This is a genomic window from Desulfonatronovibrio magnus, from assembly GCF_000934755.1.
Lineage (GTDB): Bacteria > Desulfobacterota > Desulfovibrionia > Desulfovibrionales > Desulfonatronovibrionaceae > Desulfonatronovibrio > Desulfonatronovibrio magnus.
Genome location: NZ_KN882182.1, coordinates 1 through 13,909, shown reverse-complemented (window position 1 = coordinate 13,909; position 13,909 = coordinate 1). Strand labels below are relative to the sequence as shown.

Below are 13,909 nucleotides of genomic sequence, written 5' to 3'. Positions count from 1 at the left end.
TGCCCTTTATGTAAAGATATCAAATTTTTCCGTTTTACTTGTTTGTAGAACAAACAAAATATCAGTCCATTACCATGGAAATAGCCTGTTTCGGGCACTCATTAGCACATATACCGCATCCCTTGCAGTAGAAAAGATCTGCTGGATAATAACCCTCTTCATTCTCACTGATACAGAATTCAGGACAGTAAATACTGCACATTCCGCACTTTATACATTTTTCTGTATCAGTTTCAGGGCGCAGAGTTTTCCAGTCTCCGGTCCTGAGCTGGGCAGCATTCCCCGGTTGGGTGATAACTGTTCCCAATTCCAGTTTTTGCCAGGCGCAAATAGCTAATTCGGACATAATCTTCTCCTGAAAAATTAGTTGATGTTGGTTACTTCGTAGGCCTTTGACATGGCATTGAAGTTTTTAGGGCCCAGTTTTGGGCCGAAACGATCAAGTATGACCGCTTCCATGTCAGCTGGTTCAAGGATGCCTGACGCTTTGAGCAAAGCGCCAATCATGGTTGTGTTGGTAATGGGCACGGACAAAATGTCCATGGCGATTCTTGTGGCATTGACAGCAGCAACATTGGGCCAGCTGTACTTCTTCTTCAGTTCATCATTGGCCTGAGGTGAGTTGACTACCACTGTTCCGTCCTCTTTAAGGCCTTCAGCCACATTCACCACGTCAAGCAGAGTGGGGTCAAGAACCATGACCATGTTTGGTTCATAAATTTTTTCTCTTTTGAGAATTTTTTTGTCATCTACCCTGACAAAGGCCTGGACTGGAGCTCCTCTTCTTTCCGGACCAAAACTGGGAAAAGCCTGGGCAAATTTACCCTGAGCAATTGCCGCTCTGGCCAGAAGTTCTGCCGAGGTTACCGCACCCTGACCTCCTCTGCCGTGAAGTCTGATTTCCCACATACAAGTTCTCCTGATGGTTGATTGTTGATTAATTTTATCGGGGAAGAGATGATTTCAATTTCCCCTGGTGTATATGCCAAGTTTATAAACGTGCATGACCATACCGAATTTGTTCTGTAGCTAATAATACTCGTAATGGTTACTTTTTTAACGATCAGCCAAGAAATAAACCATAGCTTCAATATATTGAACATTTTTTTTTAGGTAAACGGCAAATTATTTCAGTCTATGGGCAATAATTTCAGGTAAGGTTTTGTGAAAAAATATTCAATCATGTATAATCTGAAAGTATTTTGTTTGCCTTGCCGCTTTATTCCAATACTTAGAAACAAGAAAAGAGTTCAGCAGTTTGCATGTGGTATGGGACCAGCTCTCCCGGCCCTTGATTTATTAGTCTGTTTTACTTCAACTAATAAGGGCTGGGCTGCATGCCCCTTCTTTCCTTGAAAAAGAGATAGATTGTTACAACATTAGAAAACTGTTGGACACTGACAAGAGCACTAATGCGGGCTGTGCCCACAACCCCAAAAAAAATATTTTAACCGCCCGTTCGAAGACTCACTCAAGACGCAAAGGGCGCAAAGGAAGAAAGAGGTTTTTTCATTTGCCGGGGAACGGCAAATGAAAAGGCAGCCTTTTTGAAAACCGATGCCCGGTTTTCAAAAAAATATCTTCTTTATCGTCTTTAACTTTGAGTCCTTCGCTTCTTTGCGGTTCAAATTTTCTTGTTTTTTATTACAGGGCTTCAGGAGTAAGTTACTAATGTCCAAGACCCTCAATACTTAATCTTCAGCCTTCGCCCTTCATCATTCAGTATGAAAAGCCCGGCTGTCATGTTGCCTTATTACTAACGAATTCGCAAATAATTTGCAAGGTAACTTGCTAAAATGTGCAAAATAATAGATAGTGTATTTTCTTTCATGTCTGGTAGAAGTTTAGCTCTTTGCATGCTGTTCAGGGACAGGCTCTTCAAAGGGATCCACTTGCCTCATAAATATCGCCTTCAAAACATCGGTTGTTGCTCAACTGAGGCCCGAGTGCCTGTGCCTGCTTAGCTAGTAAGATAATATACAAAATTGGAGGTTTCAATGCTCTGGATTCATCCTGTTCTACAGTTATGGGCAACACTTATGGCCTTTTATGTCCTTTTTCTCGGGTTGCAGCGTTTTAGAGTTCTGCATTTAAATCACAAGGCAAAATTTGAATGGAGAAAGCACGTTTTCTGGGGCAGGATTGTAATTATTGTCTGGCTTGCAGGTCTGGTTCTGGGAAGATTCGCCACTCATAATCAATGGGGCGAGGGGGGGATTTTTTTAAGCCATGTTCAAGGGGCCATGTTTATGACTCCTTTGATGATCATTGCTTACTTTACCGGATCCATTATGGACAGGCAAAAAAAGAAACGCAAATGGCTGCCTGCCCTGCACGGCCTGAACAACCTGGTTATGTCGGGACTGGCTTTGTATCAGTTCTACACCGGCTATTTCATTATCCAGAACTTTATTCTTTAGAGCCAGGAGTTGGCAAGAGTTCAGCTCTTTTTTTGAGAAAGCAGAGGGCAGACATATCCCCAGGCATTTCTCTCGGAACAGATCTACATATATATAATAAATACGGGGAAATCCGCTTTCCATGCCACTATGCTAATGGTGCAGACATTTTTTTACATGAATTTTAATCATGTTCCGACGAAACGCAGGTGATGACAATGAATATAGATCAGACTATTGAGCGATTAGCTAATATCTTATTAAGACAAAAAATTATGCTGTGTACTGCGGAATCATGCACAGGCGGACTCATCAGCCATTGGCTGACTAACTATTCCGGCAGTTCAGGATGGTTTGAAGGAGGTATTGTTTCCTATTCCAATGCCATGAAAATACACATTCTTGGCGTGAATATAAACACTATTGAAGATTATGGTGCTGTCAGCAGTCAATGTGTCATTGAAATGGCAGAAGGAATATCAAGAGCCACTGGCGCGCAGATAAGCATTGCTGTTTCGGGAATTGCCGGACCTTCTGGAGGAACTGACTTCAAGCCGGTAGGATCAGTATATGTTGCTTTCAAAATACACAACAAAGTATACTCAGAGCATAATTTATTTCATGGTAATCGCCTGGAAATCAAAATGCTGACTGCACAAAGAGCTTTGTCAGGATTGCTGGAACTGTTTTCTAAATCGGACTCTTCCCGCGACCCAACTTAAGCAAGTATTGTTAATTTTGGAGTTGAGCTGTAATTTTCAGGCTGAAGACTGAAGATCTATTCTATTGGACTTTACTGGCCTTGTCTGTGTCCTGAAATTTTCTTGTTTTTTGCTTTAGGACGGCAGCATTACGCGTTTCAGACAACCAGACAGGGGACAGTCCCGAAGCCAGGGACAGTCCCCCTCCGGGCAGGAAGCCGTGCCAAGGCATGATAAACCGCTTTTAACCCCAAAAAAACTGTGACAAACACATCAATTTTTTCAGTTGTCAGAAGCGAGTAATGCTCTCTTTAGTACTTATGCAATTAGTTACCAACTGACCTTTCGTATTATATGTTTATACTTTAGATTAAACTCAAAAACGCTCTTGACAAGTTTTTTCACTAATAGTAATCATTACTGATAGCTGATAGCTGATAGCTGATAGCTGATAGCTGATAGCTGATAGCTGATAGCTGATAGCTGATAGCTGAAAATGTGCTTATTGTGGAGTGAGTATTAGCTCGCATGTCAATTTTTGTTAATTGAAAAATATGAAGGAGGTTTTTATGGCTGAAGAATTGCCTGCAGGATGCGCGCGTCCCACAGGTGGTCCAGTGGGCGAGGAAGTAGTTGAAGAAGTTGAGACTGAACAAACCATAAAAAAGGAGAAAAAAAATATGATTCAGGTGGGTAGAAAAGCTCCAGATTTTACTGCTCCAGGCTACCAGGATGGAAAGTTTATTAACGTCAAACTCTCTGACTACCTTGGAAAATGGGTAGTACTTTGCTTCTATCCTGGTGATTTCACCTTTGTATGAGCAACAGAAATTTCAGCAGTTGCTGAAAAACATTCCGAATTCCAGAAGCTTGGCGTTGAAGTATTGTCCATGAGCATTGACAGTATGTTTGTGCACAAGATGTGGGTTGATCATGAGCTTTCCAAAATGGTTGAGGGAGGGGTACCCTTTCCAATGCTTTCTGATGCAGGAGGCAGAGTAGGTAAGGTTTATGGAGTCTATGATGAGGAAGCCGGAGTTGAGACAAGAGGCCGATTTCTTATTGATCCTGATGGTGTAGTCCAGGGATTTGAAGTTTTGACTCCACCTGTTGGACGTAATGTAAGTGAAACACTGCGTCAGATTCAGGCCTTTCAGCTCGTAAGAGAAACCAAGGGCGCGGAAGCAACACCTTCAGGCTGGAAACCCGGTAAAATGACACTTAAGCCCGGCCCTGAGCTTGTAGGTAATGTCTGGAAGGAATGGAAAACCGACATGGCTTTTGACTAATCTTGATGCTCTGCAAACAGACCCCTGAAAGACAGCTGTTTGTGAGAGTTTTATTAATTGGGGCCTGCTTTTGGCAGGCCCTGAAAACATACAGCATTTTCACGACATTGCTTTCATTTGCCGAAAAAAGTAACACATTGTGTAACAATTTTCAGTTCTGTAGGGGTTGTTGAGGTGGAAAAGATAATACATATATTTCCATACTGGTAAATAAAAGTGCTTATTCTCCAATTATTTTAATCAAAACCCTTTTTTTTCTTCTGCCGTCAAACTCTCCATAAAATATTCTTTCCCAGGTACCAAAATCGAGTTTGCCATCAGTAATGGCTACAACTACCTCTCGCCCCATGATCTGTCTTTTCATGTGAGCATCAGCGTTGTCCTCACCGACATTATGTCTGTAACTTGACACAGGCTCGTGGGGTGCAAGCCTTTCCAACCATAACTTATAATCATGGTGCAGTCCTGACTCATCATCATTGATGAACACACTTGCTGTAATGTGCATGGCATTTACAAGCACAATTCCCTCCTGGACCTGGCTTTCGTCTATTGCTTTTTGCACTTCAGGTGTTATGTTAACAAAGTCCATTCTGGCCGGAACATTCATCCAAAGTTCTTTGCGAAAACTTTTCATTAAAAAGACTCCTTTAAGGGGGCATTACGCGTTTCTGAAAAGTCAATTAAGGACAGCCCCGTGTCGAGCAAATCCGCCATGATCATGTTTAAACACCAAAAATTGCTATGACTGACAATCCAATTTAATGTTCTCAGAAACGCGTAATTCTCTCCTCTTTTTCATGTTTACAGATTTTCAGTCTTGTGTTTACAGACCTGTGACCTTAGATATGTGTGCAGGCAATTTATGATTTTAAGGCACCTGGAGGGCTTCCGATGCCCACCTGTCAGTTACAAGCTCTTCACCCGGGCGGCCCGGGACCGAACCTGCGAGTAACTTTACGAATCTGTCACTTTTCTGAAAATTGGGACAGTCCCCGCGAGGTATTTTAAAAAGATTGATACTGCATTGGTTCCTGGAAAAAATTTGCTTAAATGAAAAAATTTACACAGCGAGGGACAGTCCCTGTGCCAGGCGCAAAGTTCCCATCTTTGACGGAATTTTTCAGGCAAATGTGCATCATTCATAAGCAAAAATCGTAAAAATATGAAAATTGTAACCGTCTGATTTTGTTAGCAAAACAACTGTAGTTACTTGTAAGCTCCTCACCCGGGCGGACCAGGACCGAACCTGCGAGTAACTAAAAAATCAGCCTTAACACGTTAGAGATTGCCGCGCTCGAAGACTCGCTCGCAATGACAGCTGAGGTGTCAGGGATGTAGTTGCTGAAAACTTGTCACCCACGAGGGAACCTAAGCGACCGAAGCAATCTTTATGGTAAAAGCATAATGCTTTGAATTTATTACTAATTTGGTTTTAGTTACTTAGAAGCATAATTAACACCATGTCACAATGAAAGTAAAGTCTGCAGAATTGGAGCAAATTAATGAATAAGTTTATTAACGAAGTAGTCTACAGTATTCAGCCTGTAAGCACGGACCTGATCACTAAAGCATTTCTTCACCTTGACAATTTGACCAAACCTCAAGGCAGCCTGGGGCGACTGGAGGAAATTGCTGCCCAGCTATATGCCATCGGCAATGGATCAAATCCAAGAGTGGAGCCAGGTATGGTCTTTACTTGTGCTGCAGATCATGGTGTAGCACGCCGGGGAACCAGTCTTTATCCTCAAGAGGTTACAAGGCAGATGGTTCTGAACTTTGTTGAGGGTGGTGCAGCAATCAATGTTCTTGCTGAAGCTGCAGGGCTGGATCTTTCAGTTGTGGACGTGGGAGTTATGGGCGAAGAATTTTCATCTGACAGCCTTATTCTCAACCGTAAAGTTATGTCTGGTACAAAAGACATGTCGGTTGAGCCTGCTATGAATATGGAACAATGCTCAGAGGCAGTGCTTGCAGGGATTGATCTTGCTGAATCTGCTTATAATAGAGGCTTCAAATCTCTTTGTACTGGTGAAATGGGCATAGGCAACACTACAGCAGCCACTGCCCTTTTTTGCGCTTTTTTGCTTGAAGATCCTGTGTCACTTTCTGGAGCAGGCACAGGACTTGATCCAGATGGAATAATAAAAAAAGCTGAGATTATTGACAGGACCTTAAAACTGCATCATGCTGTTATTGATCAAAAAAATCCCTGGAATATTCTGGCGGTTATGGGTGGACTGGAAATTGCCTGCCTGACGGGATTGATCATTGGAGGTTCTGCGAGACGGATGAATATTATTGTGGACGGTTATATATCCACAGCTGCATTTGTGTGTGCCTGGAATATTAATCCATTGGTAAAAGATTATTGTTTTTTTTCCCATCTTTCTGCAGAAAAGGGACATGCACGTATAGTTGAAATGCTTGGAGTAAGACCTGTTTTGAGCATGGATATGCGACTGGGTGAAGGCACAGGCGCAGCTATGGCTTATTTTGTTCTTAAGTGTGCAGCAGATATTTTCAATAAAATGGCAACCTTTGATACTGCAGGGGTCAGCAGGTAAATGGAAAGATAGGAGTAATATCATGTTTGGGAAAAGCATAAATCTTGTAAAAGTTTTCGGATTTCAAATCAAGGTGGACATAAGCTGGCTGGCGATAGCCGTGCTGGTTACATGGTCGCTTGCAGTGGGATTTTTTCCTCATTATCTTGAAGGGCTAAGGCCTTTAGACTACTGGATTCTGGCAGTTTTTGGTGCCCTGGGCCTGTTTTTCTCCATAATTTTCCATGAATTCTGGCACTCTTTTGTAGCGAGAAAGCTTGGAATACCCATCAGGGGTATCACTTTATTTGTTTTTGGCGGGGTGGCAGAAATGGAAGAAGACCCCAAAACTCCGAAAAGCGAATTCTGGATAGCCATTGCAGGACCGCTTGCCAGTCTGTTTCTGGCATTAGTGTTTTATCTTATTTTTGACATGTCTCAAAGACTGGATGTCACTCAAGGCATTACCAGTGTTTTCATGTACCTGGCCTTGATCAATTTTATACTGGCCATCTTTAATTTGATCCCGGCCTTTCCCATGGATGGCGGTAGAATTTTGCGCGCTATTTTATGGCATACTAAAAAAGATTTGCGTTGGGCCACCCAGACTGCTTCCAATATGGGCTCCATTTTTGGCTTCATCCTTATGGGGCTGGGCATCCTTAATATGCTGACCGGAAATCTGGTAGGCGGGCTCTGGTATTTTATTATCGGCATGTTTATCAGGTTTGTTGCCCAGAATTCCTACCGACAGCTTATGGTAAAGCATGCATTGGAGGGTGAAACTGTCAAAAGTTTGATGAATCGACCTGTATATGTTGATCCTGACATCAGTCTCCAGGACCTTGTAGATAACTATGTTTATAAACATCACTTCAAGATGTTTCCAGTCATTAACAGAAATACTTTAGAAGGGTGTATAACTACAAGACAGGTAGGAGAAATTGACAGGGAAAACTGGCCGGGAATCTTAGTTCGGGATATAGCCAGCAGTTGTTCCATGGAAAATACTGTATCACCTGATGAAGATGTAATGAAAGTGCTGGGCAAAATGAACCAGACCGGTCGCAGCAGAATGATGGTTGTGGAAGATGGTAATCTGATCGGGGTTATCTCCCTTAAGGATATCATGGCCTACCTTTCTGCGAGAATGGAGCTTGAGGGAGACCGGAGTTTTTCAGATTAGACCAAGTGTATCAGCTTGATTTTATTTAAAAAATTGAATAAGAAAAGATTCAGCATAACAGTCAATCCTTTGCGTATGGCACATAACTTGAAAGCCTGTAAACATAACACTGCAACGAAATTTTGAAAGCTTAGCACCCTTATGAAAATCGGCGGGAAGGTCATTTTTGCCGTGAAAAAAGCTTGAGCAGCTTAAAAATCACGGCAGAAAAATAGCCAATCCCAAGGGTTCAATGAATAATTTTCGCTGTAGTGATAATATTATCAAATGTTTTGACAAGAGGGATCAAATGTTATTCAAATCTTTCCGAAATATCTTTGTATTTGTCATGCTGAGTCTGATGCTGGGATGCGCTTACGCTGAGTCGCGCTTTGAGCAGAGAGTTGAGCCACAGTTAGACCGTATTATTTTTTATCAGCGACCAGTTCTGGATAAAGCACAAAGCGGGTATTATGTTTACCCTGCAAGCAACGCTCCTTTTGACATAAAGGCCATATTTTTTCCGTTTTATGCAAATCCGAATTCAGGGGGCAACTATAACACCGGCAGAAGAATAGGTCATATTTTCTGGAGAACCTGGTTGGGTCAGGAAGTTTTTACCACCATGCTTTATGAAGATATACAGGAATGGCCGGGGCGAAGAAGAGCAGGAGAGATTGCCAGAGCCAAGGGAGCTGACCTCTTCGTCATGGGACAAATAAACCACTATCTTAATGGCGGCACCCAGGGCACAACTTCTGTGGGCATTACTGTCAATATCTTTTCAGCACAAAATAACAGCCTTATCTGGTCCATGGAGCATGCAGGGCGCATAGACAACAGGGGAGAAATGGATTTTCTTCTGATTAAACGACGTACCTGGATGCCTGAATCTCCAGAATACGTTATTGTCAATAATCTGGCTTATGACCTTGCGCAACCAGTCAGAAACTGGACTCAAGGACTGTTTTTTGAACAAACCATGAACCAGCCAGGTCCGCAATACTGACATGCAAACTGCAATCACTGCAGCGGCACTTTGCAATAATTATTGCCTTGGCAACCGGGGACAGGCACTTTTGCCGACCTTAAACCATAAAACAGCCGGGCTATCCGGTGGCAAAAGGGGCATTCCCCTTCCAGCTTAAATAAAGTGTCGCTACAGAGTTAATGTCCAACACTGTTACCCGCCACCCAGCCGGTGGAAAAAGCGGCCTGAAGATTGAAACCTCCTGTGTCTGCATCAACATCCAGAACCTCTCCGGCAAAATAAAGTCCTTTAACTTTTCTGGACTCCATGGTTTTGGGATTAACTTCTTTGAGGTCAACGCCACCGGAAGTAACAATGGCTTCATTAAATGATCTATATCCGGTAATTTTTATAAGCAGTTCCTTGCACCATAGACGAAGCATTTTTTGTTCTTTGTTGTTTACAGCATTGCCTGGCTTGTCAGGATCAATGCAGCTTTGTTCAAGGAAAACCGGAATCATTTTTAAAGGCAGAAACTCCTTAAGAATATTGGAGATCTTTTTTTTCCCCTGCTGGTGCATGACCCTGGCAATTCTTTGCTTAAATTGTGCATGATCTACTGCAGGCTTAAGGTCAACTCGCAGAGTTACCTTATGCTTGTTCATTAAAGCCTGGACCGCAGTCCTGCTCATGGTCAGGATAATAGGTCCTGATACTCCAAAGTGTGTAAAAAGCATCTCTCCAAACAGCCCTGTCTTTTTTTTGTCGTCAATTAGAAGATCCGCCTGCACATTGCGCAAACTAAGCCCCTGCATCTGGTGGACTTTGTTGTCTTGAGTTTCCAATGGCACCAAAGCAGGGCAGGGCGTAATAATGTTATGCCCGGCTTCCCTGGCTAATCGGTATCCGTCTCCGGTTGATCCTGTCGCTGGATAAGAACATCCCCCTGTAGCGATAATAATCTGCTGTACTTCAATAAATTGGGTATCATCAGGGCCGTGGATACTTAACCCCTTGACTGAGTTATCCTCAATTACTAACCTGCCTGCCCTTGAGTCAGTCATAATAGTCACTCCCATGTCCCGGGCCCATTTTATCAATGACCTTACTATTTCAGAAGCCTGCTGTGAAGCAGGAAAGACTCTTCCTCCACGCTCTTCAACCATGTTGACATTGAGGTTTTTGAAAAAAGCAACAAGATGTTCAGAATCGAAGCGTCCCAGAGCAAAGCGCATAAAACTGGCACCATTGGCAAAAGCATTGAGAAAGGATTTATGTGTGGCTGTATTGGTCAGGTTGCAGCGACCCTTTCCGGTAATGCCCAGTTTTCTGGCAGGCAGATGTTTTTTCTCCAGCACCAGAACTTTAAGCCCTCTGGCCGATGCCTGGCCTGCAGCCATTAGTCCTGCAGGGCCACCTCCAATGACTATTAAATTAAATTTTGACATGGTAGAATTGTTCTATAAGCGATTATACCGTTCTGGAAACTGGGATTAAATATTAAACCGATAAGTTGCTCGCAGATTGGATCTTGGATCGCATGCTGGAGGAGCTTACAAGTAACTGGAATCGTATTGCCAATAAAATCAAATACTTACAAATTTCAGTATATTTGCTCTTGGTCCCAGGCTCCAGCCTGGGAGCACCTATTTTTTTGTGGCTCCAGCCACATTTTGAAGAAGCGGCTGGAGCCGCAAGAGTAAGACGTCCCCAGGCTGGAGCCTGGGAACGAGGTGTATGAGTTACTCGCAGGTTCGGTCCTGGTCCGCCCGGGTGAGGAGCTTCTAAGTAACTACAATCGTATATGTAATAAATTCAGAGCATTATGGTTTTATCTTGCAGATTGCTTCGGTCGCTTAGGCTCCCTCGTGGGTGACAGATTTACAGCAACCACATCCCTGACACCTCAGCTGTCATTGCGAGCGAGTCTTCGAGCGCGGCAATCTCGAACGCGTTAAGGTTATTACTTCTTTTTTTGTGGCTTAAGCCACATTTCAAAGAAGCGGCTGGAGCCGCAAGATCTAAACGTCCCCGGGCTGGAGTCTGGGAACGAGTGGTATAAGTTACTCACAGGTTCGGTCCCGGTCCCCCAAGGTGAGGAGCTTACAAGCAACTAAAACCAAATTATAAATAAAATCAGACGGTTATAATTTTCACAATTTTAAGATTTTTACATATGATTGATTCTCAATTACCACAAAAGTTCCGTCAAAGATGGGAACTTTGCGCCTGGCACAGCTTCCTGCCCGGAGGCTTACAGCCCGGAGGGGGACTGTCCCTCGCTGTGTAAATTTTTTCATTTAAGCAAATTTTTTCCAGGAACCAATGCAGCATCAATCTTTTTTATAGTACCTCGCGGGGACTGTCCCAATTTCCAAATATGGGACTGTTCTTCAAAGTGGAGGCGGCTTCCAGCCGCCTGGAATTAAATAGCCTGCAGGATGCAGGCTCCACTTTAAAGACAGTTACTCCCAGGTTCGGTCCCGGGCCACCCGGGTGAGAAGCTTACATAGAGTTGTATCGTGAATACATTCTCCATATTTGATCTGCAAAATAGCCAATAATAACTGGAAACACTAAGCTGGCCCCAAGTCTGCACAAGGTAAACTTCCATCCCATTATAGGAGCCTCAAATATCATTACTCTGTGCAGGCCTATCAATGCCCAGGAACTCAGGTAAGCCACTAAGGGGCCAATACCGGCACCAGCACTCATGAGCACTGCCATCATTGGAAACAATATAAACGGTCCACCTGGCATTATGGCCCCGGCAAATGTTCCGATCAAAAGGCCTTTAAAACCAGAATCCCACCCTAGAATCTGAGCCAGAAATTCTCGAGGGATAATTTTTTCCATCATTCCAGCCAAAATAAAGGCAACTACCAGAACAGGCAGTATTTTCCAAAGCATTTTCATACCCTGAAAAAAACCTTCTGGTACCAGTTGCGGATCTTTCTTAAAAGCAATAAAGCTTGCCGCAAGGCACAAGACAAGTATGAATAAAAAAGTTCCTTTCATTTTTGATGGTCAGTGCCAAGTAGCCGGATTGTATTTTTAAAATTTGAGCTGCTTTGCTCGCAAAGGGATGGACTGTTCAATTTAATTTAATTTAATTTAAAAGGAGGATAACCAGCCAGCCATGAATTTGCAGGAGAAAGTTAACTTGACAAGAGGTATTTTTGAGAGGGTCCTGTCTTTTTCCGGATATGAGGATGTTTATGTGGCCTGGACCGGAGGTAAAGACTCAACAGTTACTCTCAGCCTCTGGAATCATTTCTTAGAGGATAATGGAATCAAAATCAAGCCAGTTGCCATAAACTTAGATACCGGACTTAAATTTCCAGAGATCATTAAATTTCGCGATGAGATTTCCCAAAAATGGGATATTGAACTGCATGTTGTTAAACCGGAGGTTGATCTGGAAAATTATCCAGTTGCCAGGGATAAGGTTAATTGTTGTCGTGACCTGAAAGTTGAGCCTTTGAAAAGTGCAGTTTCCCGGTTCAATGTTAGGTCCCTTATAACCGGAATACGTAATGATGAGCACCCTACAAGAAGCATTAGGGATCAAGTCGAAGAAAAGACCAACCCTGATTATTTTCAGATAAATCCAATTTTGCATTGGAATGTAATGGACATCTGGTCATTCATAACACAGAAAAATCTGCCATACTGTTCATTATATGACCAGGGCTTTACCTCACTTGGTTGCATGCCATGTACAAGAAAATCAACTGGCGACGGGGAGAGGTCGGGCAGAGCCAGAGACAAGGAGGAAAGTTTGGATGTTCTTCGTGGACTGGGGTACTTTTAGAGAGACTGCCCACAACTCTGCTGATGCAAGGATCTTAAAGTCGGGGTTACTACAATGAGGCAGCATGCTGAATGCAGAAGGTACAATGAGGAAGGTTAAAGGAGGAACTATAGCTTGATTAGTAAACAATAACAGTTTAAGTATTAATTTTATAGACGATAAAGATAATTGACCTGGTCTGTTTATGTATACCAAAATTAAAGGAGTTAATGGTTATGGCTAAGAAAAAAAAAGTTAAAAGTACTGATGATATTTTATTGTTGTTGTGCCAGGCTATCCAGGGCACTCTTCAAACAACCACTGCCACTGATGTTCAATATTCTCCAACATTCATCAAGACAAACAAGTCCTGTCTAAGGCCGGATATTGGTTGTTTTGTTCTTTTTGAAGGTGGATTTTCCGGTCTGGTTGCCATAAATTTTTCCGCTGAAGCAGCCTTGGAAATATATACCAAGTACAATGTAAATATGGGTATGCCGGAAGATGATCTGGCTAAACATCATACCTCCAATGAAGTGGCTGATGCTATGGGAGAGCTTTTGAATCAGTCCATAGGAAAATTCAGGCAACTTTTGAAGAACGCTGTGGGAGTCGGAGTCAATCAGACTCAACCCAAAATGGTGGCCTTGAATCAGGCCATGAAATTATCCTTGGAAGCCGATCTTGATCGCCCCCAATATCGGCGGGTTGAATTTAAGACTGAAGGTCAGAAATTCTTTTATCTTGAAATCACTTTAGAAAAAGTTGACTTTATTTACCAGTTCGGTCAGTCCGGTGCTGAAAATAATGAAGAGGAGGTTAGCGAAAGCCCTGAAGATCTTATGAAAAAGCTTGGATTGTAATACTGCTGTAAAAGTTGCTGCATTTAACAAAAACTGGACCCCGGATCAGAGTCTGTCTTAACCCTGACTCGGGTACCAGTTATTTGTAGTTACTTAGAAGCTCCTCACCTGGGCGGACCGGGACCGAACTTGTGAGTAACTTTACGAGTCTGTCACTTTTCTGGAAATTGGGACAGTCCCCGC

The 13,909-nt window shown here is 42.9% G+C and carries 13 protein-coding genes; 8 read left to right on the top strand and 5 right to left on the bottom strand.

The window, feature by feature from the left end:
• Positions 1 to 61 precede the first annotated feature (61 nt).
• Together LZ23_RS19295 and LZ23_RS19290 are read right to left on the bottom strand one after the other, a co-directional pair.
• On the bottom strand, positions 62 to 346 hold the full coding sequence (locus LZ23_RS19295) for a 4Fe-4S binding protein (RefSeq protein ID WP_045216892.1): 285 nt from the start codon (positions 344 to 346) through the stop codon (positions 62 to 64).
• 17 nt (positions 347 to 363) lie between these two features.
• Positions 364 to 909: a pyruvate ferredoxin oxidoreductase subunit gamma gene (locus LZ23_RS19290; RefSeq protein WP_045216890.1), complete on the bottom strand. Its 546-nt coding sequence runs from the start codon at positions 907 to 909 to the stop codon at positions 364 to 366.
• A 1,088-nt stretch (positions 910 to 1,997) separates the two neighbouring features.
• Between LZ23_RS19290 and LZ23_RS19285 the strand changes: the two genes are divergently transcribed.
• From LZ23_RS19285 to prxU, 3 genes are all read left to right on the top strand, one after another.
• Positions 1,998 to 2,420, top strand: a complete 423-nt coding sequence (locus LZ23_RS19285) for a DUF4079 family protein (protein WP_045216888.1) — start codon at positions 1,998 to 2,000, stop codon at positions 2,418 to 2,420.
• 197 nt (positions 2,421 to 2,617) lie between these two features.
• Positions 2,618 to 3,121, top strand: a complete 504-nt coding sequence (locus tag LZ23_RS19280; RefSeq protein WP_045216886.1) for a CinA family protein — start codon at positions 2,618 to 2,620, stop codon at positions 3,119 to 3,121.
• Positions 3,122 to 3,669: 548 nt separating this feature from the next.
• Entirely contained in the window at positions 3,670 to 4,389 is a 720-nt protein-coding gene (prxU, locus tag LZ23_RS23705) for a thioredoxin-dependent peroxiredoxin (RefSeq protein ID WP_084591146.1), read from the top strand.
• A 220-nt stretch (positions 4,390 to 4,609) separates the two neighbouring features.
• On the opposite strand, the gene LZ23_RS19265 is transcribed toward prxU, so the two are convergent.
• Positions 4,610 to 5,026: a secondary thiamine-phosphate synthase enzyme YjbQ gene (locus tag LZ23_RS19265; RefSeq protein ID WP_045216881.1), complete on the bottom strand. Its 417-nt coding sequence runs from the start codon at positions 5,024 to 5,026 to the stop codon at positions 4,610 to 4,612.
• Between the two features lie 868 nt (positions 5,027 to 5,894).
• On the opposite strand from LZ23_RS19265, the gene cobT reads away from it, so the two are divergent.
• From cobT to LZ23_RS19250, 3 genes are all read left to right on the top strand, one after another.
• Positions 5,895 to 6,956 (top strand): nicotinate-nucleotide--dimethylbenzimidazole phosphoribosyltransferase, encoded by a 1,062-nt coding sequence (gene cobT / locus LZ23_RS19260; protein ID WP_045216879.1) that lies wholly within the window; start codon positions 5,895 to 5,897, stop codon positions 6,954 to 6,956.
• Between the two features lie 22 nt (positions 6,957 to 6,978).
• Positions 6,979 to 8,121 carry a site-2 protease family protein gene (locus LZ23_RS19255; RefSeq protein WP_045216878.1) on the top strand — a complete coding sequence of 381 codons (1,143 nt, stop codon included), beginning with the start codon at positions 6,979 to 6,981 and terminating at the stop codon, positions 8,119 to 8,121.
• A 289-nt stretch (positions 8,122 to 8,410) separates the two neighbouring features.
• Positions 8,411 to 9,109, top strand: coding sequence for a hypothetical protein (locus LZ23_RS19250; protein ID WP_045216876.1), 699 nt, complete (start codon positions 8,411 to 8,413; stop codon positions 9,107 to 9,109).
• 158 nt (positions 9,110 to 9,267) lie between these two features.
• Here LZ23_RS19250 and LZ23_RS19245 read toward each other — a convergent pair whose 3' ends face one another.
• Positions 9,268 to 10,518 carry a BaiN/RdsA family NAD(P)/FAD-dependent oxidoreductase gene (locus tag LZ23_RS19245; protein ID WP_045216874.1) on the bottom strand — a complete coding sequence of 417 codons (1,251 nt, stop codon included), beginning with the start codon at positions 10,516 to 10,518 and terminating at the stop codon, positions 9,268 to 9,270.
• Positions 10,519 to 11,575: 1,057 nt separating this feature from the next.
• Positions 11,576 to 11,980, bottom strand: coding sequence for a permease (locus LZ23_RS19235; protein WP_045216968.1), 405 nt, complete (start codon positions 11,978 to 11,980; stop codon positions 11,576 to 11,578).
• Between the two features lie 229 nt (positions 11,981 to 12,209).
• Here LZ23_RS19235 and LZ23_RS19230 point away from each other — a divergent pair, with 229 nt between their 5' ends.
• Positions 12,210 to 12,884 carry a phosphoadenosine phosphosulfate reductase family protein gene (locus LZ23_RS19230; RefSeq protein WP_052507532.1) on the top strand — a complete coding sequence of 225 codons (675 nt, stop codon included), beginning with the start codon at positions 12,210 to 12,212 and terminating at the stop codon, positions 12,882 to 12,884.
• A gap of 215 nt (positions 12,885 to 13,099) precedes the next feature.
• Positions 13,100 to 13,726, top strand: a complete 627-nt coding sequence (locus LZ23_RS19225; RefSeq protein WP_045216871.1) for a DUF3334 family protein — start codon at positions 13,100 to 13,102, stop codon at positions 13,724 to 13,726.
• Positions 13,727 to 13,909 lie beyond the last annotated feature (183 nt).

What these genes read in the sequence shown, in the direction of transcription:
- LZ23_RS19295 (WP_045216892.1), bottom strand. Translation starts at nt 346, where the DNA reads ATGTCCGAATTAGCTATTTGCGCCTGGCAAAAACTGGAATTGGGAACA.
- LZ23_RS19290 (WP_045216890.1), bottom strand. Translation starts at nt 909, where the DNA reads ATGTGGGAAATCAGACTTCACGGCAGAGGAGGTCAGGGTGCGGTAACC.
- LZ23_RS19285 (WP_045216888.1), top strand. Translation starts at nt 1,998, where the DNA reads ATGCTCTGGATTCATCCTGTTCTACAGTTATGGGCAACACTTATGGCC.
- LZ23_RS19280 (WP_045216886.1), top strand. Translation starts at nt 2,618, where the DNA reads ATGAATATAGATCAGACTATTGAGCGATTAGCTAATATCTTATTAAGA.
- LZ23_RS19265 (WP_045216881.1), bottom strand. Translation starts at nt 5,026, where the DNA reads ATGAAAAGTTTTCGCAAAGAACTTTGGATGAATGTTCCGGCCAGAATG.
- cobT (WP_045216879.1), top strand. Translation starts at nt 5,895, where the DNA reads ATGAATAAGTTTATTAACGAAGTAGTCTACAGTATTCAGCCTGTAAGC.
- LZ23_RS19255 (WP_045216878.1), top strand. Translation starts at nt 6,979, where the DNA reads ATGTTTGGGAAAAGCATAAATCTTGTAAAAGTTTTCGGATTTCAAATC.
- LZ23_RS19250 (WP_045216876.1), top strand. Translation starts at nt 8,411, where the DNA reads ATGTTATTCAAATCTTTCCGAAATATCTTTGTATTTGTCATGCTGAGT.
- LZ23_RS19245 (WP_045216874.1), bottom strand. Translation starts at nt 10,518, where the DNA reads ATGTCAAAATTTAATTTAATAGTCATTGGAGGTGGCCCTGCAGGACTA.
- LZ23_RS19235 (WP_045216968.1), bottom strand. Translation starts at nt 11,980, where the DNA reads ATGCTTTGGAAAATACTGCCTGTTCTGGTAGTTGCCTTTATTTTGGCT.
- LZ23_RS19230 (WP_052507532.1), top strand. Translation starts at nt 12,210, where the DNA reads ATGAATTTGCAGGAGAAAGTTAACTTGACAAGAGGTATTTTTGAGAGG.
- LZ23_RS19225 (WP_045216871.1), top strand. Translation starts at nt 13,100, where the DNA reads ATGGCTAAGAAAAAAAAAGTTAAAAGTACTGATGATATTTTATTGTTG.